This is a genomic window from Gardnerella swidsinskii (assembly GCF_003397705.1).
GTDB classification, from domain to species: domain Bacteria; phylum Actinomycetota; class Actinomycetes; order Actinomycetales; family Bifidobacteriaceae; genus Bifidobacterium; species Bifidobacterium swidsinskii.
The window spans coordinates 337,946-357,759 of sequence record NZ_QJVB01000001.1; the positions used below are offsets into that span (position 1 = coordinate 337,946).

General features: G+C 43.9%; 17 protein-coding genes, 1 tRNA gene and 2 pseudogenes. 17 read left to right on the forward strand and 3 right to left on the reverse strand.

Annotation, left to right across the window (positions count from 1 at the left end; all coding sequences use genetic code 11):
• Positions 1 to 25: 25 nt before the first annotated feature.
• The 4 genes from rplQ (at position 26) to D0T18_RS01630 (ending at position 3,077) form a co-directional block, all read left to right on the forward strand.
• The gene (gene rplQ / locus D0T18_RS01615) at positions 26 to 460 is read left to right on the forward strand and encodes a 50S ribosomal protein L17 (protein ID WP_004129014.1); all 435 of its coding nucleotides are present in this window, start codon (positions 26 to 28) and stop codon (positions 458 to 460) included.
• A 127-nt stretch (positions 461 to 587) separates the two neighbouring features.
• Positions 588 to 1,865, forward strand: coding sequence for an Mbeg1-like protein (locus tag D0T18_RS01620; RefSeq protein WP_116440347.1), 1,278 nt, complete (start codon positions 588 to 590; stop codon positions 1,863 to 1,865).
• 118 nt (positions 1,866 to 1,983) lie between these two features.
• Positions 1,984 to 2,901, forward strand: coding sequence for a tRNA pseudouridine synthase A (locus D0T18_RS01625; protein WP_004109639.1), 918 nt, complete (start codon positions 1,984 to 1,986; stop codon positions 2,899 to 2,901).
• A 90-nt stretch (positions 2,902 to 2,991) separates the two neighbouring features.
• Positions 2,992 to 3,077: transfer RNA gene (locus tag D0T18_RS01630), tRNA-Ser, on the forward strand.
• A gap of 272 nt (positions 3,078 to 3,349) precedes the next feature.
• Here D0T18_RS01630 and D0T18_RS01635 read toward each other — a convergent pair.
• Positions 3,350 to 4,351, reverse strand: a complete 1,002-nt coding sequence (locus D0T18_RS01635; RefSeq protein WP_102703347.1) for a hypothetical protein — start codon at positions 4,349 to 4,351, stop codon at positions 3,350 to 3,352.
• Between the two features lie 170 nt (positions 4,352 to 4,521).
• On the opposite strand from D0T18_RS01635, the gene nusA reads away from it, so the two are divergent.
• The 11 genes and pseudogenes from nusA to D0T18_RS01685 all read left to right on the forward strand — a co-directional run bounded on the left by nusA (position 4,522) and on the right by D0T18_RS01685 (position 16,309).
• Positions 4,522 to 5,604, forward strand: a complete 1,083-nt coding sequence (gene nusA, locus D0T18_RS01640) for a transcription termination factor NusA (RefSeq protein ID WP_116440348.1) — start codon at positions 4,522 to 4,524, stop codon at positions 5,602 to 5,604.
• A 318-nt stretch (positions 5,605 to 5,922) separates the two neighbouring features.
• Positions 5,923 to 6,070 (forward strand): annotated as a pseudogene (locus D0T18_RS07020) (translation initiation factor IF-2 N-terminal domain-containing protein); the annotation flags it as partial.
• A 176-nt stretch (positions 6,071 to 6,246) separates the two neighbouring features.
• A pseudogene (infB, locus tag D0T18_RS01650) lies at positions 6,247 to 8,787 on the forward strand (translation initiation factor IF-2); the annotation flags it as partial.
• 2 nt (positions 8,788 to 8,789) lie between these two features.
• The gene (rbfA, locus tag D0T18_RS01655) at positions 8,790 to 9,344 is read left to right on the forward strand and encodes a 30S ribosome-binding factor RbfA (protein ID WP_076002622.1); all 555 of its coding nucleotides are present in this window, start codon (positions 8,790 to 8,792) and stop codon (positions 9,342 to 9,344) included.
• Between the two features lie 48 nt (positions 9,345 to 9,392).
• A complete protein-coding gene (gene truB / locus D0T18_RS01660; protein WP_102703349.1) occupies positions 9,393 to 10,496 on the forward strand; it encodes a tRNA pseudouridine(55) synthase TruB in 1,104 nt (367 codons plus the stop codon).
• Between the two features lie 61 nt (positions 10,497 to 10,557).
• Positions 10,558 to 11,802 carry a bifunctional riboflavin kinase/FMN adenylyltransferase gene (gene ribF, locus D0T18_RS01665; protein WP_162861115.1) on the forward strand — a complete coding sequence of 415 codons (1,245 nt, stop codon included), beginning with the start codon at positions 10,558 to 10,560 and terminating at the stop codon, positions 11,800 to 11,802.
• A 111-nt stretch (positions 11,803 to 11,913) separates the two neighbouring features.
• Positions 11,914 to 12,966 carry an ADP-ribosylglycohydrolase family protein gene (locus D0T18_RS01670; RefSeq protein WP_116440349.1) on the forward strand — a complete coding sequence of 351 codons (1,053 nt, stop codon included), beginning with the start codon at positions 11,914 to 11,916 and terminating at the stop codon, positions 12,964 to 12,966.
• An 18-nt stretch (positions 12,967 to 12,984) separates the two neighbouring features.
• Entirely contained in the window at positions 12,985 to 14,106 is a 1,122-nt protein-coding gene (locus D0T18_RS01675; RefSeq protein ID WP_116440350.1) for a PfkB family carbohydrate kinase, read from the forward strand.
• Positions 14,107 to 14,185: 79 nt separating this feature from the next.
• The gene (locus D0T18_RS06910) at positions 14,186 to 14,350 is read left to right on the forward strand and encodes a hypothetical protein (RefSeq protein ID WP_240318268.1); all 165 of its coding nucleotides are present in this window, start codon (positions 14,186 to 14,188) and stop codon (positions 14,348 to 14,350) included.
• Between the two features lie 9 nt (positions 14,351 to 14,359).
• Positions 14,360 to 15,709, forward strand: coding sequence for a purine-cytosine permease family protein (locus D0T18_RS01680; protein WP_240318269.1), 1,350 nt, complete (start codon positions 14,360 to 14,362; stop codon positions 15,707 to 15,709).
• A 42-nt stretch (positions 15,710 to 15,751) separates the two neighbouring features.
• Positions 15,752 to 16,309, forward strand: a complete 558-nt coding sequence (locus D0T18_RS01685) for a cysteine hydrolase family protein (protein ID WP_064621690.1) — start codon at positions 15,752 to 15,754, stop codon at positions 16,307 to 16,309.
• Positions 16,310 to 16,337: 28 nt separating this feature from the next.
• Here the strand turns inward: D0T18_RS01685 and radA are convergent, their stop codons facing one another.
• Positions 16,338 to 17,825 (reverse strand): DNA repair protein RadA, encoded by a 1,488-nt coding sequence (gene radA / locus D0T18_RS01690; protein ID WP_116440351.1) that lies wholly within the window; start codon positions 17,823 to 17,825, stop codon positions 16,338 to 16,340.
• A gap of 107 nt (positions 17,826 to 17,932) precedes the next feature.
• On the opposite strand from radA, the gene D0T18_RS01695 reads away from it, so the two are divergent.
• Both D0T18_RS01695 and D0T18_RS01700 read left to right on the forward strand, forming a co-directional pair.
• On the forward strand, positions 17,933 to 18,589 hold the full coding sequence (locus D0T18_RS01695; RefSeq protein ID WP_004109607.1) for a hypothetical protein: 657 nt from the start codon (positions 17,933 to 17,935) through the stop codon (positions 18,587 to 18,589).
• Between the two features lie 105 nt (positions 18,590 to 18,694).
• Positions 18,695 to 18,784, forward strand: a complete 90-nt coding sequence (locus D0T18_RS01700) for a 30S ribosomal protein bS22 (protein WP_004268639.1) — start codon at positions 18,695 to 18,697, stop codon at positions 18,782 to 18,784.
• 151 nt (positions 18,785 to 18,935) lie between these two features.
• On the opposite strand, the gene rpiA is transcribed toward D0T18_RS01700, so the two are convergent.
• The gene (rpiA, locus tag D0T18_RS01705; protein WP_116440352.1) at positions 18,936 to 19,634 is read right to left on the reverse strand and encodes a ribose-5-phosphate isomerase RpiA; all 699 of its coding nucleotides are present in this window, start codon (positions 19,632 to 19,634) and stop codon (positions 18,936 to 18,938) included.
• Positions 19,635 to 19,814 lie beyond the last annotated feature (180 nt).

Sequence of the window (19,814 nt, forward strand, 5' to 3'; positions counted from 1 at the left end):
AACGATGCGACAATAAGGAGTAATAATGCCTACACCGAAACAAGGCCCTCGTCTGGCTTCTAGCCCGGCTCATGAGCGCCTGATGCTGGCCAATATGGCGACCAGCCTCTTCCAGCACGGTCGTATCGTAACGACGTTGCCAAAGGCAAAGCGTCTTCGTCCGCTTGCTGAGCGTTTGATTTCGTTCGCTAAGCGTGGCGATTTGCATTCGCGTCGTCGTGTGTTGCGTGTAATTCGCAACAAGTCCGTGGTTCACGTGCTTTTCACTCAGATTGCTGAGCAGATGAAGCAGCGTGAAGGTGGTTACACACGTATCGTGAAGATTGCTCCACGTCGTGGTGATACCGCTCCTCAGGCAATTATTGAGCTCGTAACTGAGCCAGTAAGCCCAAAGAAGGCTGTTGTGAAGGAAGCTGAAGCAGCTACCAAGGTTGCAGCTAAAGAAGAAGCTGCCGAGTAGTTTGCATTCCAGCTTTACGCATCGGTAAAGTGAATCTTAAAGCAAGCGTTTAATCGCTTCTTGAAGAATTGCTAAAACGAGTCGAGGATTTCCTCGGCTCGTTTTTTGTTTGTATTATTATTAAGTTATGCCGAATATTTTGGATCAAGTAAGAAGCGATTTTCGTACTTTTGCTCAAAGAAGTTTTAATTCTGTTGATGCTTTGATTTTGTGTGAGCTTTCATACATAAATATGCCAAAATCTATTCCGCTATATAACAGTGAGTCAAAAGTTATTTCGACTACGCCTATTTACGATCTGCTACGTTTTGAAGATTTTTCGTCGATGTTTTCTTCTGGAGTAGCTAAGGTTGATAAGTTTCGTCAAGAGTTACTTTTTGCAGTTGCAGCTAATCCGCGCTACAGAGGTATTAAAGTAGGCGAAATTCTTGAACGATTTGATAAATCGAATGCTCATGAATCTTGTGAACAGCAGTTTGCTGGTGTTACTTTTGACCTTAGTTCTTGTGAAGGAATTGATAATCCGAATACTATTGTTGTTGCTTTTAGAGGAACTGATAATACGCTTGTTGGGTGGAAAGAAGATTTTAATATGGCCTTTCGCTGCCCAATTCCAGCTCAGGAGTCAGCAGCAGAATATTTAATTTCTGTAACACAAAGATATAGTAAATATATTGCAAAAAAAGCTAGTTTATTACAAAAAATTTCCTCGTTTTTCGCAAAATCAACTAATTCGAAGCGTGACAATTGCGATAACAATAATAAGCGCGATAACAATAATAAGCGCGATAATAATAACAAGCGCAATAACAGCCCGAATATTATTGTCACAGGTCATTCAAAAGGTGGGAATATGGCGTCCTATGCTACTATGCGATTGGATGCGGAAAATGAAAAACTTGGCAATCTTGTATCTAAAATTTATTCAATGGATGGGCCGGGTTTTGCAAATGATGTAGTAGATACTAGCGTTTTTTCGTGCGTGGCAAGTCGAATAGAGAAAGTTGTGCCGCAATCTTCGATTATTGGGCTTCTTATGGATAATGGATTGCCATATAAAGTAGCTAGGGCTGATTCTGTTGGTTTAATGCAACATTTTGGCATGTATTGGCATGTTGAGGATGGTGATTTTGACTATCGAGATGAAGTTACTGCTCGCGCTGCTGCAATCGCAAAAGCTATGAATTCTTGGATGTTTGATTTGCCTGTTGAGGAACGAAAACGCAGGATTGATAGTGTGTATAACGTTTTGTCGAGTTTAGGTTATCCTACTTTTGATTTATTGGGTTCTCATTGGTCTGAGCTTGTGCCAAAATTACTTGGAATGGCAACGCACTTGGATGCGAAGTCTTATGAGCTTATACGCGGAATTATTGCTGCTGTTGCTGGCGTAGGCGTGAAGTAACTGTGGTGAAGCAAGCTTTATGAGTAACTGTAGATGGAAAGTAATACTAAGCGGAAGCAACTGTAAACGGAATTTAATTGCGGAATTATTTAGTTACGACGAATGGAAGGTTTTTTAAATGCGACTTCGCTTGGATTTGGCTTATGACGGCGGCGGATTTTATGGTTGGGCTAAGCAGCCGGTTTTGCGCACTGTTCAAGGTGATATTGAAGCAGCATTGCATATGGTTTTGCGCGTTCCGAAAAATGATCCTACTGAATCGTTGCGTCTTACTGTTGCTGGTCGTACGGATACGGGCGTGCATGCATCGCATCAGGTTTGTCATCTTGATGTTTGTGAAGAAACTTTATTGCGATGCGTAGGTCATACCGGATTGGACGGTGTTTGCGCGCTCGAGTACAGGCTTAAGCATGTTTTGCCACAAGATATTTCGTTGCATAAGGTTAGCGTTGCGCCCATTGGTTTTGATGCACGCTTTTCTGCGTTAGAGCGCACGTATGTGTATCGTATTTGCGACGCTTCTGATTATTGTGATTATGACCCTCGTATGCGCGGTTTTGTTTTGAAACTTGATGATGTTTTGGATGTTGATGCAATGAACCAGGCTGCGAGGCTTATGATTGGCCTTCACGATTTTGGATCTTTTGCGCGCCCTAATCCTGGAGGCACTACTATTCGCGATGTAAAAAGTGTCTGTTGGGAACGCGTGGGAACGCGTGCTAATGACGTGCGCGTTAAGCTTAAAACTGGATGCGTGCCGCCTGTTGAGCAGGGTTTGCTTGAATTTACTATTGTCGCTGATGCTTTTGCGCACAATATGGTGCGTTCTCTTGTGCAAGCTTGTGTGCAAATTGGTTGTGGGAAGCGTTCTTTTGATTGGTTTGAGGAAAAGATCAATGTTCCTCTTCGTGAAGGCTCGACGGGTCCAATTGATCCTCATGGATTGACATTGGAATATGTAGCTTATCCTCCTGATGAGGAGCTTGCTTCTCGCGCTGAAAAGATTCGCGCTCGCCGTGATTCTGCTGAGTTATAGCGTTTCAACTCGCCATAAATTTATATTCGCGCCATGGTTTACAATTGAAAAGTTGCGTTTGCGCGCGATTTTGTTGCGCGAATCGTAAGTGGATGAATGTCCGAGCGGTCTAAGGAGCACGCCTCGAAAGCGTGTGAGGGTAAAATCCTCCGCGAGTTCGAATCTCGCTTCATCCGCGAATTAACCAAGCCTAAAGCATGTAAAATTGCTTTAGGCTTTTTTAATTCGCCGAACTTCGTAAGCGATTGTAATCCGTGCGAACTTTCTCTCGCGTTTGGAGTGTTTGAGGTTGTGTGACACTCCATTTGTGATAGAGTCTCCTCGTGTTTGGAGCGTTTTGTTTTGGAAATTGCTTCAAACGTGCGCAACTTATCTCGCGTTTGTGGTTAAGTCCTATTTTGTGTGTAAAAGGGAATGCCCTATAGGCTAAAAGCCCCAAGGTTAAGTTTTACTTCAAAATAAGCTTCGTATCAGTAGGATACCCAAGTTCATAAGCTCTTAGCAGTCTAGATGTGATTAATTGCACAGTTGCATTTTTAAGAGTTTGTTGAGCGCGTATTACAGAATCGTTATCATCGCTTTTTGTAGTAACGTTATTCTCGGATGCATTATTATTTTTTGACGTAATAGTTATTATTTGATTAAAAGCAGCTAGCTCTTCTCTAGCGCAATCCATATAAGCTATAGCGGTAATCGACAGATCTTTTCCGCTTGCTGAATCATGTGTTTTTCCGCTTTCTAACGCCTCTTGAGGAATATCGTAAACTTTTTTGCGCAAGTCTGTTCCTTCTCCTGCAACTCGCATAAGAGTTTGAGCGTTTGTCGACGCCATATCGCTGTATTCCAATGTTATATTTTGCTCTTTTCTCGCTGCTAGTGTTTGTAAAATAAAAGCAAGTTTGTCTTCAGCTTCTGCAGCTTGAGCTAAGGGTTGATGTGTCCATTTGAAGTTTTTGTAATGATTTATTACTTCTATAAGATTCGCGTATGAATCGTGCTCCATTTGTTGCGCTGTTGTAGTTTTTGTATTTTCTGAGCTTTCGTTTCCGCTTTTATTGCTTACATTATTTGAATTTTCGTTACTATTTTTCTTCGAAAGCATTTCCCATTGAGCTTGCGTGCTGTATATAATGCTTTCACTTAATCTTCCTGGGCATTGCTGAGCGACAGTTTTCCAATATTTTGCTGCGGTTTCAAAATTCTTAATGGATGTGTTGTTTTGGTTCTTTTTGATTTCGCGCTGCTTTTTTTGCGCAAGTCTGTATGCTTTAGCACATGCATTTTCTGGAGCTGCTGTGTGAACTGTATGCTCGACGTGAATGTTTTGTAATGTTCCACAGGCTGTTAGCAGTGGAGATATTAAAACGCATATAAGAAGCACGAGTGCTCTGGCAATACTGCGTTTTACTTGTTTGCGCATGTCATTTAACAAAACATAAAGTGTCTGCATAATCTACTAAAATAGCCACTGACTGTGACCAATATCGATTTATTAATTTGGTATTTGTTCTAAGTCTGCAACAATTAAAGCTAACTGTCGTTAGAAGAAAAAATAAGTGTGCTTTAATAGTTACAATTAATAATCATAAATTAATGCGTTATAACGAGAGGACGTGCGCGATGGAATTGGATTTGGCGGGAATGCATCAGCTTGCGGCACAGCAGGGGATTAATGCCGAGGAGCTGGACGAGGCGCTCGCCGAGGCCTTGCGTCTTGCGTATATGAAAACCGCTCATCCTGCAAAGCATGTGCGAGTTGAATTGGACGAACGTGCAGGTTCGTTCACTGTGTGGGCTAGGGATGAAATTCCTGGTAAACCTACTGAAGATAACCCGTATCCAGCTCCAACGCTGGGAGAGGAGTATGACGATACTCCTCATGATTTTGGTCGTTTAGCTGCTGCAACGGCTCGTCAAGTTATTAGTCAAATTTTCCGTAAAGCTGAAGATGATCGCGTGTTTGGTGCGTTTTCTGGTCAAAAAGGAAAGCTTATTAACGGCATTATTCAACAAGACGCAAAAGATAGTACTAACATTCACGTTGCTGTTGGAGACGTTGAAGCTATTTTGCCGCGTCGCGAGCAGGTTCCAGGTGAACGTTACCGCCATGGTGAGCGTATTCGCGTATATGTTGTAAATGTTGCTCGTGGTCTGCGTGGTCCGGAAATTGTTGTTTCACGTTCACATCCTGAATTAGTTCGTCGTCTTTTTGAGCGAGAAGTGCCGGAACTTGTTTCTGGAGCAGTTTCTATTATGTCGATTGCACGTGAAGCCGGAGCTCGCACAAAGATTGCTGTTAGAGCTAATACTGAAGGTGTGAATCCAAAGGGTGCTTTAATTGGTCCTGGCGGTTCACGCGTGCGTGCTGTAATGGAAAACTTGGGTCAAGAGAAAATTGATATTGTCGATTGGTCGTCTGATCCAGCAAAGTTTGTTGCTGCTGCTCTTTCGCCTGCTACTGCTACACAAGTGCAAGTAGTGAGTGAAAAGAATCAAACTGCAGTTGCTTTTATTCATGATGCTCAGCTTTCTCTTGCTATTGGTAAAGAAGGTCAGAACGCTCGTTTGGCTGCAAAGTTGACTGGTTGGAAGATTGGTATTGAGTCTGCGGAAGAGCATGCTAAGAAGGTTGCTGCAGCTCAAGCACAAAATGCTCAGCCTGCTTCAGCTGATTTGAATAATAACGCATCTGCTGCTGAATAGATTGTTAATTGAGAAGTGCTAAATATTTTTAGATTGATATTTCCGCAATGTTTAGCACTTCTTGATTGTTTATTTTGTTAGTGGTGTGCAAATAAAGTAGTCTCTCGCGTGGCATTTAGCGACACTCGAGTCAATCCAACGTTTCGAGTATGCTAAAAGCTGGAATCTGGGCGAAAGGCAATCGCCATCGTCCGGCGGGAGACGAGGTATAAGATCATGGTCGCACGATGATATATCGCACGATAATAAATAATAAGCTCGCAATAATGTAAAGTGGTCGCGTGTACTAGCGCTGCCACAGACAGAGGAGAACACTGAGTGGTTAAAAAGCGCGTGTATGAACTGGCCAAAGAATTTGGTGTAGACAGTAAAACCGTGTTGGAGCGTTTGAAGAGCATGGGCGAATTTGTTAAGTCTGCTTCTTCAACAGTTGAGGCTCCAGTAGTTCGTCGTTTGCAAACAGCGTTAGCATCTGACGGAAATAAGTCCGAAAAGGCATCTAGTGCAAGTAAGCCTGCTGCGCCAAAAGCTAAGTCTCAAGCTAAGCCGCAGGCTAAACCTCAAGCTAAAGATTCGTCACACAGTGATTCTGTAGCTGGCTCTTCTGCTAACCAGCCTGTGCACAACACAGCTTCTCATTTTGTTCCAAAGCCGGGTGCAAATCATACTCGTTCAAACAATACTTCGCGTTCTAATGCTGCTGCCGGCGAAAATAGAAAAAATGATCGTCGCAATGATAATCGTGATAATCGCGGCGAATCGCGACAGCAAGCTCAAGGTCAATCTCACTCAGATCGTTCACAGATGCCTCCTCGCCCTCGTCCGCACCAGAATGCACAAGGTGCAGGCGCATCTGCTCCACGTCCTGGTAATAATCCGTTTAGCCGTAAGCAAGGTATGCGTGCTCCTACACCTGGAGATATTCCACGTCCTCATCCGATGTCTCGTCCTGGTGCTGAAAATGGCCGCGGTGGTCGTCCAGGTCAAGCTGGCTCTGGACCTCAAGGTTCGCGTGGTGAACGTGCAGAACGCGGTGGCCGCTCGCGTGGTGGTCGCTCTGGTCAAGGTGGCGCACGCTCATCGCAGTGGTCGGGTCAGCGTCGTGGTCAAGGTGGCGCAGGTGCTGGCTCTGGTGCATCTTCTCGCCCATCTGCAGAATCTCGTTTTGCATCTCAAGGAGCTAGCTTCCAGGCTGCTGCAGCAGGCGCACCTAATGGTGGTCCATCGCGTGGCGGTGGTCGAGGTCGTGCAGGAGCTGCAGGCGCATTCGGTCGTCAAGGTGGTAAATCTTCTAAGGCTCGTAAGAATCGTTTAGCGAAACGTCGTGAATACGAAGAGCTTAAAGCACCAGTGATTGGCGGCGTGCGTATTCCTTCTGGTAACGGCGCTACGATTCGCTTGCGTCAAGGCGCAACTCTTTCTGATTTGGCGGAAAAGATTGATGTAAATCCAGCAGCTTTGGTAACTGTGCTCTTCCACTTGGGAGAAATGGCAACATCTACACAATCTTTGGATGAATCAACATTCCAAATTTTGGGTGAAGAAATCGGCTGGAATATTAGCATTGTTTCTGCTGAAGAAGAAGATAAAGAGCTTTTGCAGCAGTTTGACATCGATTTGGACGAAGAAGAGCTGCAAGAAGATGACGATTTGCAATCTCGTCCGCCTGTTGTTACTGTTATGGGTCACGTCGATCACGGTAAAACTCGCTTGCTTGATACCATCCGTAAGTCGAATGTTATCGATCGCGAAGCAGGTGGCATTACTCAGCGTATCGGTGCTTATCAAGTAACTGTAAATCTTGAAGGAAAACCTCGTAAGATTACGTTCCTCGATACTCCAGGTCACGAAGCGTTTACTGCTATGCGTGCTCGCGGTGCTGAGCTTACAGACGTTGCAATTCTTGTTGTTGCAGCAGACGACGGCGTAATGCCTCAGACTGTTGAAGCTATTAACCACGCTCAAGCTGCTCATGTGCCAATTGTTGTGGCTGTGAACAAGATTGATGTTGAAGGTGCTAATCCTGAAAAGGTTCGCGGTCAGCTTACAGAATACGGTTTAGTTGCTGAAGAATACGGCGGCGACACCATGTTTGTGGATATTTCTGCAAAGCAGGGCACTAACGTCAATAAGCTTCTTGAAGCTGTGTTGTTGACTGCTGACGCTGAGCTTGATCCTAAGGCAAATCCAAATATGGATGCTCGCGGTGCAACTATCGAAGCTCGACTCGATAAGGGTCGTGGTGCTGTTGCTACTGTTCTTGTGCAGCAAGGTACTCTTCACATTGGTGATTCTATTGTTGCTGGCACTTCTTATGGCCGTGTGCGCGCTATGCTTGACGAGAACGGCAAGCATTTGCAGGATGCGGCTCCTTCCACTCCTGTTCAGGTGCTTGGTTTAACTTCTGTTCCAACCGCTGGCGACTTGTTCTTGGTTACTTCGGACGACCGTTCTGCTCGTCAAATTGCTGAAAAGCGTGCAGCTACAGAGCGTGCAGCTCAGCTTGCTAAGCGCCGCAAGGTTGTGTCTCTTGAAAGCCTTAAGGAACAGTTCGCTAAGTCTGAAGTTGACATGCTGAACATCGTTATTAAGGGCGATTCTTCTGGTTCTGTTGAAGCTTTGGAAGATTCCTTGATGAAGATTGAGGTCTCTGAGGAAGTTGGCATCCAGGTTATTCACCGCGGTGTTGGTGCAATTACTCAGAATGATGTGAACTTGGCAACTGTCGATAAGGCTGTGATTATTGGCTTCAACGTGCGTCCAAACCGTCAAGTTGCTGATTTGGCAGACCGCGAAGGCGTGGAAGTTAAGTACTACTCAGTTATTTACAAGGCAATCGAAGATATCGAAGCTGCTTTGAAGGGTATGCTTAAGCCAGAATTCGAAGAAGTTGTTACTTCGCATTCCGAAATTCGCGAAATCTTCCGTTCTTCCAAGTTCGGCAATATTGCTGGTGTTATGGTTCAAGATGGCGAAGTCAAGCGCGGTACGAAGTGCCGTATTTTGCGCGACGGCGTTGCTACAGTCAACGACCTGGAGATTTCCAGCTTGCGTAGGTTTAAGGATGACGTGCAATCCGTTAGCGAAGGTTACGAAGCTGGTATTAATCTCGGCAGCTTCAATGACATTGAGCTTGGCGATATAATCGAAACCTTTGAAATGAAGCAGATTGAGCGCAAGTAATTATGGCAGGAACGAATCCTAGAGCTGCACGTATTGCAGCATTAATTCAGCGCGTAATCGCTTCTAATATGGAATCGCATTTGCATGATAAGCGTTTGGCGAGTGTGACTATTACGGAAGTGCGCGTTACGAACGATTTGCAAATTGCAAAGGTTTACTGGACGCAACTTGGTCACGAAGGTAAAGAGCAGGGTGAGCGTCAGCGTGCAGCACAAGCTTTGCAGCAGGCTCACGGTCGACTGCGCTCTTTGGTCGGTGCAAAAGCTGGATTGCGTTTGACTCCCCAATTGCAATTTATTTATGACGAAGTGCCATCTGAAGCGCACGAAATTGAGGATATTCTTGTTGCAGCTCGTCATCGTGATGAAGAATTAGCTAAGTTGCGTGAAAATGCTAAGTATGCTGGCGATGTCGATCCGTATAAGAAGCCGCGCGAAGTTGAAGAATCTGACGATGACTTTGACGATGATAATTTCGACGACGATGATTTCGAAGAGGGCGATGACTTTGAAAGCGACGACTTTGAAGGCACGTCTGAATCGTCTGACAACAATTAAATCTCAAAGCAAACTCAATGTGAATCGTATAGTAGCTAGATTTAACTTATGTGCATACCAGATTCAGGGTTACTGCTTGTAGATAAGCCTCAGGGCGTTACAAGTCACGATATTGTTGCATGCGCTCGTCATTTGTTGCATACAAAGCGAGTTGGGCACGCAGGAACGCTTGATCCTATGGCAACAGGATTGCTAATCATAGGTTTTGGCAATGCAACGCGACTTTTAAATTATATGTTGGGGCACAATAAAACCTATGAAGCAGTAATCCGCTTGGGAGAAGCAACTACTACTGATGACGCAGAAGGTGAGATTCTTCCGGATAATGCATTAAATATAGGTCCGGGGGTTCATGTCGATAATGATGACACGTCTTTTGAAAAGTCACTGTCTTTTGAGCGAATTAAGCAAGTTGTTAGCGAAAATTTAGTAGGCAAAATTATGCAAGCTCCTACTGCTTTTTCTGCTATTAAAATTAATGGTCAACGAGCTTATGATTTAGCGCGCGAAGGAAAATCAGTAGAGATTGCTCCTCGAGAGATATTTGTTAGTGATTTTTCAGTAAGTAATCCTCGAATTACTAGGGGAGTGAGTGGGAAACTCGTATGCGATATATCCGCAAAAGTTTCTTGCAGTAGTGGAACATATATTCGCGCTTTAGCTCGCGATTTAGGTCGCTTACTGGGAGTTGGTGGGCATCTTACTCAGCTTCGTCGCACGAGCGTTGGTGATTTTTCAGTTACTGATTCGCGTGTTCTTAAACTCCGCGCTCAAATGCGAGAATTTACTGATCGCAATGGAGTATTGCAGCATCGCTCAAAAGCAGTTCCTGGTGACGATTTTGACGCAAATAATATGCTTCCTAAAATTTGCTTAAATATGATGGATGCAGCTTCGCATTCGCTTCCAACTTTAAGCATTGATGAAAATCAAGCTAAAGACTTGCGTTTTGGACGCTGGATTGAGCTTAAATCTGCCATAAATTACGAAAATTATCCTGCAATAGCGTACGTTCCAAACGCAAATACTGCGGAATGTGACGTTGTTGCAGTAGTTGAATTGACAAAAAATATAAAAAGTAATCAAATCAAACCAATTGTGGTATTTCCGGCAAGCGAGAAGACTGGTAAACTAGATAAGTATTTAAAATAACGAATTGCGTAATTTGCGTAGTTTGCTTGAGTAATGCTTGAACGCGGATAGTAAGGATATCATGAAGGTCATCGACATTCGACCAGATGCCAACGGCATGATTAATTGGCCAACGTTAAGTGCGGAGCGTAAAGCGGTTGTTACCATTGGCGTATTCGACGGTATGCACAAAGGGCATCGCGAGGTTATTCGTCGTACTGTGGATCTTGCGCATCGTCATGGAGCGTTTTCAGTAGTGATCATGTTTGACCCGCGTCCAAGCGTAGTGCATGCTAATCCTGATTTATACGATGATTTTGGCGATGTTAATTCTAAACTTCCGGACGATCCGGATGCTCTTACAAGCGTGCGTCAACGTTTGCGTGTGATGTCACAGTTGGATGTTGATCATGTTGTGATTGTGCGCTACAGCCTTGCTTTTGCTGCAAAATCGTACCGTTTCTTCTTAGGTCAGCTCGTTGGAAAGCTTGGTATGCGAGCATTAGTTCTTGGCTCTGATGCTGCACTTGGTGCTCGTTGTGCTGGTGATATTAAAGCAATTCGCGAGTTGTCTCAGGCAACTGGAGTTTTTGAGCTTATTGAAGTAGAGGATTTGGGTCCAGACGACGTTCGCGTGCCTGATCCTATTGTTCGTGAGGTTCCACAGGAGCCTGGAGACCCTAAAGATCCTTCTGAGGGCATGAATAAAGCTGAATATCGTGCTTGGAGTAAGAGCATGCCAAATAAGAAAGTGCGTGCTTGGAGTTCTACAAATGTGCGCTGGATGTTGGCTACTGGTCGAGTCAAAGAAGCGCGTGAAATTTTGGATCAGCCGCATCGCGTTGAAGGAACAGTAGTTCATGGAGACGAGCGTGGGCGCGAGATTGGATTCCCAACAGTAAATCTTGGCGAAAAAATTGAAGGCTATGTGCCAGTTGATGGCGTGTATGCAGGCTGGGTTGTTGATTTAGATGCTGACAATAAGAACGATGTCAGACCATCGAAAAATGCTGTTCCAGATGTGAGTGTTTTGCGTCGTGATGAGCTTCATTTAGGCGTTCATTCTCCGTGGCGTTGGCCTGCTGCGATTTCTATTGGAACTAAGCCAACATTTAATAAAGATGGCGAAGAAGATGCAGAGCGCACTGTTGAAGCTTACGGATTGTTCGACGATTGGAAAGACTTGTACGGGCATCGCGTTTGCATTGAGTTTGCTAGTTTCTTGCGTCCGCAACAGGCTTTTGACTCAGTTGACGCGCTAAAAGATATGCTCAAAGCTAATGTTGAGCAAGTGCGCGAGATTACAGATGCTGAAGCTGAAGTCTGATTTTGATATTTGCGCTTAGTGGTTTTTAGTTGCGATTATTTTTGCTAGCTGCGTTTAGCTTATAGTCCAAATGCTTTTAAAATTGTGTTTGCTAAAGCATAAAATATACTTATGATAAACGCATCAATCAATCTTGAGCAAAGTGAAACATATAATCGCGCGTTTGGAGCTATTGTTGGTCTTGCTATAGGCGATGCGCTTGGAATGCCAACTCAGAGTATGAGTGCTCAAAGCATACGCCGTTTTTATGGCGGTCCAATTACAAGGTTAATGGATGCTGTAAGTCAGCAGCCAATCGCGCCAAATATGAAAGCAGGTTCTGTAACAGATGATACGGAGCAAGCTTTTTTACTTGCTGAACGCATAATCGCAGATAATGGCAATATTGACAACAACAAGTATGCGCAAAATCTTCTAGATTGGGAAGATGTAATGCGCGAAAAAGGTTCTTTGGATTTGTTAGGACCGTCAACTAAGTCAGCTTTAAAAGCGCTTGTAAATGGAGTAAGTCCTGAAGAAACAGGCAAATTTGGCACAACTAATGGTGGTGCAATGCGCGCGACACCAATTGGCATTGCTTTCAAACCAGGTGAATCGCTTGCTAAGGCAGCCAGAAAATCATGCTTAATTACTCACAATACGACTCAAGGAATTGAATCTACAACACTCGTTGCTGTGGCAGTAAGTTTAGGTATTGAAGGTTGTGAAAATCCGCTTAAAGAAGCAATAAAATTCGTAAAATCGCTTCCAAAATATGGTAATTGGAGCGCAAAAGCAAGCGTTATAAGTAGGGTCGAATTTTTCACTAAAAAAGCTGAGGAGTTGAGTTGCTTATCTGCAAGTGACGATGATTTTGCTGAAATGTTGCAAAATGATTGTGGTACAAGTGTTGAAGCTAATGAATCCGTAGCTGCAGCTTTCGCAATTGCAACTCGCTTTGCAAATGAACCAACCAAAGCTGCGTGTTTTGCAGCATCGATTGGCGGAGATACCGATACGATTGCTGCAATGTGTTCTGCGATGTTGGGCTCACAGTATGGGTTGCAAGTGTTCGATGAAAAAATACGAGAACGCGTTTTAGAGAATTTGCGAATTGAACACTGCTATGATGTAGAAAAGACAGTGTATGATTTGTGTCTAATTAGAGAAAATACTGCGCAATAGCTTTCAGAGGCGATTACAATGCGTGAATCAAACCTAAACTTGAGCAATAAAGCGAGTTTGATTGCGCCTAGAATAATATCACTCGGCCAAATTATCGTAGATGTAACTATGAAAGTTAGCTCTGTTCCTAAGCCTGGTGAAGACATATTTGCAAACTCTTATAGTATGAGCGCTGGTGCAAGTTACAACATGCTATTTGCTGCAAGTCAAATGGGAGCTAAAGCGCAATGGGCTGGCGTTTTGGGTGAAGGCGATTTTGCAAATATTATTTCTAAAGCTTTAAACGAAGCGCATATTTCGCATATTGGCACAAAAAATTCCATGCTTGATTCAGGATTTTGCATAGCTCTTACGGATAAAAACGCAGAGCGAACTTTTATATCTACTAAAGGTGCAGAAACTAGTGGTGACGAGCATGCTTTTGAATTAGTAAACCCAAATCCGCAAGATGTTGTGTACATTAGTGGATATACGTTTGTGAGTCCTATAAAGCGCGCGCTTTTGCGGTTTATGTTAAGAACATGCGGTTTGTGCGGTTTAAGTAGTAGTGCTTTAGAGAGTTCTTTTGATAAACACAAGCGCCGGTTTACAGCGATTTTTGATGCGTCGCCAATGATTGTAAATATTTTAGATGAAGATTTAAAAGCTTTGATTGACTACGCGCCAATTTGGTTGTGTAATGCTAGAGAAGCTGAGATTTTAGCAAAAAGGCTTAACGCTTGGGGAAATGGCGAAATCGAAGATGATTGCAGCGAAGATGCTGACGAAAGCAAAGATGCTGATAGCAAAAACTTTAATGACGAAACAAATAATCAACTTACAAAACGAAAGATTGAGCGTTTACAGCGTGCGCTAAGAGCTCCCCTCATCGTTCATGCAGGATCTCACGGAGCTTGGGTGTGTGATTTAGGTAAAGAAGCCGAGCATATTAAAGGATTCCAAGTAAAAGCAGTAGATACGAATGGAGCTGGCGATGCGCATACTGGCGTACTTGCGGCTTGTATAGGCTACAAAATGACACTTGAGCAGGCTGTTTTATGCGCGAATGCTGCAGCTGCTATTGCTGTCACAAAATATGGACCTGCAACGTGTCCTACAAAAAAGGAGATAGAAGATTTTATTAAAACAAATGTTTATTAACACCAACATTTAATGGATTTTCTTAAATTATCCACAAATCTATAAAACAAAATCAATATAAAAAGAAGCTAGGTGAAAAATGAGTAAATCTCAAGTAGGAGAATCTAAAACTCAACAAGCCACAGACTCGTCGAGTCAACATTCCTTAAGTATTGAGGAACAAGGCATAGACACAATCAGTGAAAGCGAGCGTAAAGGAACGCCGGTAAGCTTATTCTGGCCGTGGTTTGCAGCAAATATTTAAGTATTTGCAATGTCGTATGGAGCGTGGGCATTAGGTTTTGCAATATCCTTCTGGCAAGCAACATTAATGACAATAATCGGCGTAATCGTATCATTCTTGCTGGTTGGGGTAATCTCAATAGCCGGCAAACGCGGAAACGCTCCAACAATGGTATTGACTCGCGCCACGTTCGGCGTACGTGGAGCAAACATTCCAGCAGCACTAAGTTGGATTGCAACGCTCGGATGGGAGATTTCTCTAGCAATAACTGCCGTTCTTGCAATGGCAACAGCAGCAGAAAAGATCGGCTGGGGTAGTGGTACGAGTGTTAAAATCGTGAGCACAATCATCGTAGTTGGATTAATTGTAATTGTTGGAATTTACGGCTACGACTTAATTATGAAGTGCCAGCAAGTTATAACAATTGTAACGGGAATAATCACTCTTGGATTCTTCGTACTAGGTTGGGGACACATAAACTTTGCTGCGATTGGTCAAATTCCAAACGGATCTCTTCCTGCAATGCTCGGTTGCTGCTTCTTCGTTATGACTGGCTTCGGCATAGGCTGGGTTAATGTTGCGGCTGATTACTCTAGATACTTGCCTAGAAAATTTTCAAATAGCGGAATCGTTTTTTGGACTACTTTTGGAGCGTCAATTGCAAACGTGTTCCTAATTTTCTACGGTCTTCTACTCGCAGCTTCTAATATGGAATTAGCTCAAAACGTTGGAAACGACCCGATTGGAGCAATTGCTGCAATCTTGCCAGCGTGGTATTTGATTCCGTACACGATTGTAGCGGTTCTAGGACTTATGTCTGGAGCAATTATGGACAATTATTCAAACGGTCTTGCGTTGCTATCTTTTGGAATACGTATTCCTAGAACTGTTGCAGCAATTATTACTGCAGTTCTAACTACTCTTGGCGTTGTTTATGTCACGTTCTTCTCCGACACATTTATTGGACCATTCCAAGGCTTCTTAACGACTTTGGGAGTGCCGATGGCTGTTTGGGCTGGAATGTTTACTACGGATGTGCTTGTTCGCAAAAAAGATTATTGCACTGAGGACTTGTATAAGCCGGAAGGTCTCTACGGTGCTTGGAATGTTAAAGCTTTTGCAATTCTTTGCGTTGGAACGATTGTTGGATGGGGTTTGGTCGTAAACTCTGCAGCGAAATGGCTTACATGGCAAGGTTATTTGCTTTGGTTTGTTGGCGGAAAATCAAGTAGCTGGGCTGGTGCAAACTTGGGCGTAATAGTTGCGCTACTAATCGGCTTAATTGGCTCTTTAATTTTCCAGCGTAAAGATATTGCTAAGCAAGAAGCGGATTTGCCAACAAGCGAAGTAGGTTTGCAGACAAGCGAAATTGCAGAATAAAAATAAAAATGAAAAAGGATATTCGTATGAAAGGATATTCAAATGATTAAAGAAGACGAATGGTTAGTGGTAATCGACAGACAGCGCGTTTTTTGCGAAAGTGAGTGGTCGACTTGGGCGTGCGCAGATCACACTTACGATTCAACAACCGAAGCTTTTACAAAACTTGCAAAAGCCTATGGTAATCGAGTAATTTACACGCGCTATGTAGCACCGCTTAAGCCAGAAAACGCTTGGGTTGACTATTTTAAAGATTGGCCACAATTCCTCGTAAAACCTGACGACCCAATGTATGACTTCACTCCAGAAACAGCAGAACTTGCGGAAGGTCACACTGTAGTTACTTGCGAAACTTTTGGAAAGTGGGGTACGAAGCTTAAAGCTGCATTAGGCGAATGTCACAAAATAACAATTTGCGGAGTCGCAACAGATTGTTGCGTACTAACAACCGCTTTAGCTGCAGCAGATAATGGCGTTGCTGTGCGTATCGCAGAAGATGCTTGTGCAGGAAGCACGCCAGAAAATCATAAGCTAGCTCTTAAAACTATGGAGCTTTTTACGCCGCTTATAACAGTGTGCAGCACAAGCGAAATCCTTTAAAGTAGTAGCACTTGGGCATTTGCTTAGCTTATAGCCCAAGTGCTTTCAACGCTTCTCGCACTGTGCTAACTTCAATAATTTCTAATCCTGGAATATTAACGTTTTTCCGCATATGGCAAACTATTGCGCGCTTATATCCTATTCGCGCAGCCTCACGCAATCGCGGCTCTATTCTTGGCACTGGGCGAACTTGACCAGTTAAGCTCATTTCGCCAATTGCGCAAGTTTTAGGAGTTACTGCTTTCCCGGCAGCAGCGCTAGCTAAAGCTGCTACGATTGCTAAGTCGCAAGACGGCTCTTTTGCCAACGCTCCTGCAATAGTAGATACGTACAAATCTTTTGCAAGCAAATTAACGCGTCCGTGACGATACAAAACTGCTGTAAGCATTGCAAGACGGTTAGAATCAACACCAGAAACTGCACGGCGAGGAGTGGGCAGGGCTGATTGCGTTACAAGTGCTTGTATTTCAATCGGCAGGCTTCTGTGTCCTTCAAGTGTAAAAGTGACGCAAGTTCCGTCGTTTGTGCCATCTTGCGCATTTTTACCTTGATTATCGTTTTCTGTAGAAGACAAAAACAGTCCGGAAGGATCTGGCACTTCCTCAATTCCTTCACCGCTCATATCGAAGCAGCCAACTTCGTCTGTAGGTCCAAAGCGATTCTTTACGGCTCTTAGCATGCGTAGCGCTGTTTGTGTATCGCCTTCAAATTGACATACTGTGTCAACTAAATGCTCAAGCGTCCGCGGTCCTGCTATTGAACCATCTTTTGTAACGTGCCCAACTAAAAGTATCGGAATATTGTTAGCTTTAGCAACGTCGATAAGTGCACTCGCAACTTCTCTAACTTGTGTAGAACCGCCTGTAATACCATCTACTTCTTGTGCGGAAATCGTTTGCGCAGAATCGACAATAGCAAGCGTAGGGTGATGCGTTTCAATAAGATCCAGCACAGTGTCAAGATCGCCTGTTGTTGCAAGTAATAAATAATCGTTTACAGCGTTAATTCTAGACGCGCGCAATTTAACTTGTGCTGCTGATTCCTCGCCGGAAATATACAATACCGGGGGAGTGTTGCTTTCTTTTGATTGCTTAGATACGTAAGCTGCTGTTTTTAGAAGTAGTGTTGATTTTCCGATACCTGGCTCTCCTGCTATAAGAGTTACGGAGCCTGGCACAAGTCCTCCGCCTAATACGCGATCGAATTCGCTAAAACCAGTGTGGATGCGCATTGCGTCGTCTGCTTGAATTTCGCTAATTGGTTGCGCGGATGTTGCTGAATCGAGAGTTGAATGTGTGCTATTGCGATTAGAAGTAGTTATGCTATCTGGTGAATATGCGCGCGATGCTGTTGTTGCGCGCGGTGTACGTGTTGTACGAGATAATCCGCTAACTCGCGCTTCTCTAAACTCGTTCACTGTGCCCCATTCGCCACATTCAGGGCAGCGACCGTACCATTTTGAGCCGCTCCAACCGCATTCGGAACATAAATAGTGAAGAGTAGATTTACTAGCCATATCTCGACGCTATACGCTTTATTAGACAATCATATTTTGTATTTGTTTTTGATTGTAAAGCGCTTTTGCGTACTAAAAGCGTCATCGCGATGTGACATAATGCAAGTATGTCGAAATCGAATGCTTCAAGTATGAATGCTTCAAAGATGGGTGCGTTGAATATGAATTCCTCAAGTGTCAATAATTCATCACACAGCAAGTTATTAGTTGTGTTGACTTCAGCTGCAGTAATTGTGGTTTTGGCTCTAATTTCAGCATTTATGTGGCCAGGTTGGGCATTAAATCACGAAAACGTTGCGAGCAAAAATCATATGGTAATGCCTAAAACGCCTTCTATACCATCGAAACCTTTGCCAGCATCTTCTACGGCATTGCTTAAGGCTATGCCAGATAGCGTACTTGATTTCGCTCGTGTTGACGCTATACCTAGTGCAACTTGGACTGAATCGTCGCCTTTGGAGGAATATTCTGTTAAGTACTCAACTGGTCAGCCAGATGGGGAAGTGTCTGTAACTGTTGCTCAATGGTCGAATCGTGATTCTGCAAACAAACAGTATGAGGCGTTAGTTGATGGACTTAAGGGTTCTGATATCGCAAGTGGAAAAATTCAAGTTTCTGGCAAGACTTCCGGTAGCTATGTGTTGCGAAATGATGAAAATGATAAATCACAGGCTAGTGCATTGTGGCAGAACGATACCGCTGTTTTTGAAGTGAACGGCGCAAAGCAAGCAGTAGAGCGTTTTTATCACAGATTCCCAATGTAAATTGTTGTAAAAAAATGATGTTCTTTGTAATATCACTCCACAAAGTCGTTAAAACGGTGTAACATTAGGCAAGTTGCACACTTTACATAGGAATGGAGGCTTCAGATGGGTTCTGTCATCAAGAAGCGCCGCAAGCGGATGAGCAAGAAGAAGCACCGCAAACTGCTGCGTAAGACTCGTCACCAGCGCAAGTAATTTTCTTGCTATGCGTTGATGCGTGTCTGAACGTTTAGGCACGTGAGACTTTTTTTGAAGCGTCGGTTTTCCGGCGCTTTTTTATATACAAAAAAATAGAGCCCGCGTTTGCGGACTCTACTTTCGTTTTATTTAGTTGCGATTAGTTTCGCTACTTATTTGGGTTGGTAAGCGTGCGAGGACCGTTAGGGTCGCCGACGATCACAGTGTCAACCATGTTCAAGAACAAGCCGTGTTCCACAACGCCAACAGTTTCAATCAAATCTTTCGCCAACTCCTGTGGATGCTCAATGCGCTCCATATGCAAATCAACCACAAAGTTGTTCTCGTCAGTGCGTACTTCCTTGCCGTCAGCATCGAGACGCAAAACTGGCTTATATCCGCGCTTTTCGAACTTACGAATCACCTGAGCAGATCCAAACGGAATCACCTCAACAGGAAGTGGGAACTTGCCAATCGTGTCGACTACCTTGCTTGCGTCAACAATCCACACAATGCTATCGGAATTAATAGCCACAATCTTTTCCCAAAGAAGAGCTGCGCCGCCGCCTTTAATTCCGTTGAAATTCTTGTCAACTTCGTCGGAGCCGTCGATTGTAACGTCAATGTGATCCACTTCGTTAATGTCGAGAATCTTAATGCCGTAGCCTTCTGCTTGCTCTTGTGTGCGACGAGAAGTGGTGACTCCTGTGAAGCTCAAGCCTTCTTCCTTAACTCTGCGGCCAAGCTCGTCAACCAAGAAGCGCACTGTAGAGCCGGTGCCAAGACCAACCATCATTCCATTCTTTACAATCTTTGCGGCTTCAATGCCGGCTGCTTTTTTAAGCGCGTCTTGTTGTGCTTTATCCATTATTCCTGCTTTCTTATGTTTTGTTATTCCCGAGTTCGTCGATGAACTTCCATCGCATTTGCGGGAGAGGCGCTTATGCTTTTATGCGTGCCTCGTTTTCGTACATTTCCATATTAGTCTGCGTGCAGATTTTTTGAACGGAGCTGGGCGCTCGCACCCTCCAAACGCGGGCGTGACGAC

Bases quoted from the DNA above. Each gene is read 5' to 3' on its own strand.
- D0T18_RS01700 (WP_004268639.1), top strand. From the start codon at position 18,695: ATGGGTTCTGTCATCAAGAAGCGCCGCAAGCGGATGAGCAAGAAGAAG.
- rbfA (WP_076002622.1), top strand. From the start codon at position 8,790: ATGGCAGGAACGAATCCTAGAGCTGCACGTATTGCAGCATTAATTCAG.
- D0T18_RS01685 (WP_064621690.1), top strand. From the start codon at position 15,752: ATGATTAAAGAAGACGAATGGTTAGTGGTAATCGACAGACAGCGCGTT.
- radA (WP_116440351.1), bottom strand. From the start codon at position 17,825: ATGGCTAGTAAATCTACTCTTCACTATTTATGTTCCGAATGCGGTTGG.
- D0T18_RS01695 (WP_004109607.1), top strand. From the start codon at position 17,933: ATGTCGAAATCGAATGCTTCAAGTATGAATGCTTCAAAGATGGGTGCG.
- truB (WP_102703349.1), top strand. From the start codon at position 9,393: ATGTGCATACCAGATTCAGGGTTACTGCTTGTAGATAAGCCTCAGGGC.
- D0T18_RS01670 (WP_116440349.1), top strand. From the start codon at position 11,914: ATGATAAACGCATCAATCAATCTTGAGCAAAGTGAAACATATAATCGC.
- D0T18_RS01635 (WP_102703347.1), bottom strand. From the start codon at position 4,351: ATGCAGACACTTTATGTTTTGTTAAATGACATGCGCAAACAAGTAAAA.
- D0T18_RS01620 (WP_116440347.1), top strand. From the start codon at position 588: ATGCCGAATATTTTGGATCAAGTAAGAAGCGATTTTCGTACTTTTGCT.
- nusA (WP_116440348.1), top strand. From the start codon at position 4,522: ATGGAATTGGATTTGGCGGGAATGCATCAGCTTGCGGCACAGCAGGGG.
- ribF (WP_162861115.1), top strand. From the start codon at position 10,558: ATGAAGGTCATCGACATTCGACCAGATGCCAACGGCATGATTAATTGG.
- D0T18_RS06910 (WP_240318268.1), top strand. From the start codon at position 14,186: ATGAGTAAATCTCAAGTAGGAGAATCTAAAACTCAACAAGCCACAGAC.
- rpiA (WP_116440352.1), bottom strand. From the start codon at position 19,634: ATGGATAAAGCACAACAAGACGCGCTTAAAAAAGCAGCCGGCATTGAA.
- D0T18_RS01625 (WP_004109639.1), top strand. From the start codon at position 1,984: ATGCGACTTCGCTTGGATTTGGCTTATGACGGCGGCGGATTTTATGGT.
- D0T18_RS01680 (WP_240318269.1), top strand. From the start codon at position 14,360: ATGTCGTATGGAGCGTGGGCATTAGGTTTTGCAATATCCTTCTGGCAA.
- rplQ (WP_004129014.1), top strand. From the start codon at position 26: ATGCCTACACCGAAACAAGGCCCTCGTCTGGCTTCTAGCCCGGCTCAT.
- D0T18_RS01675 (WP_116440350.1), top strand. From the start codon at position 12,985: ATGCGTGAATCAAACCTAAACTTGAGCAATAAAGCGAGTTTGATTGCG.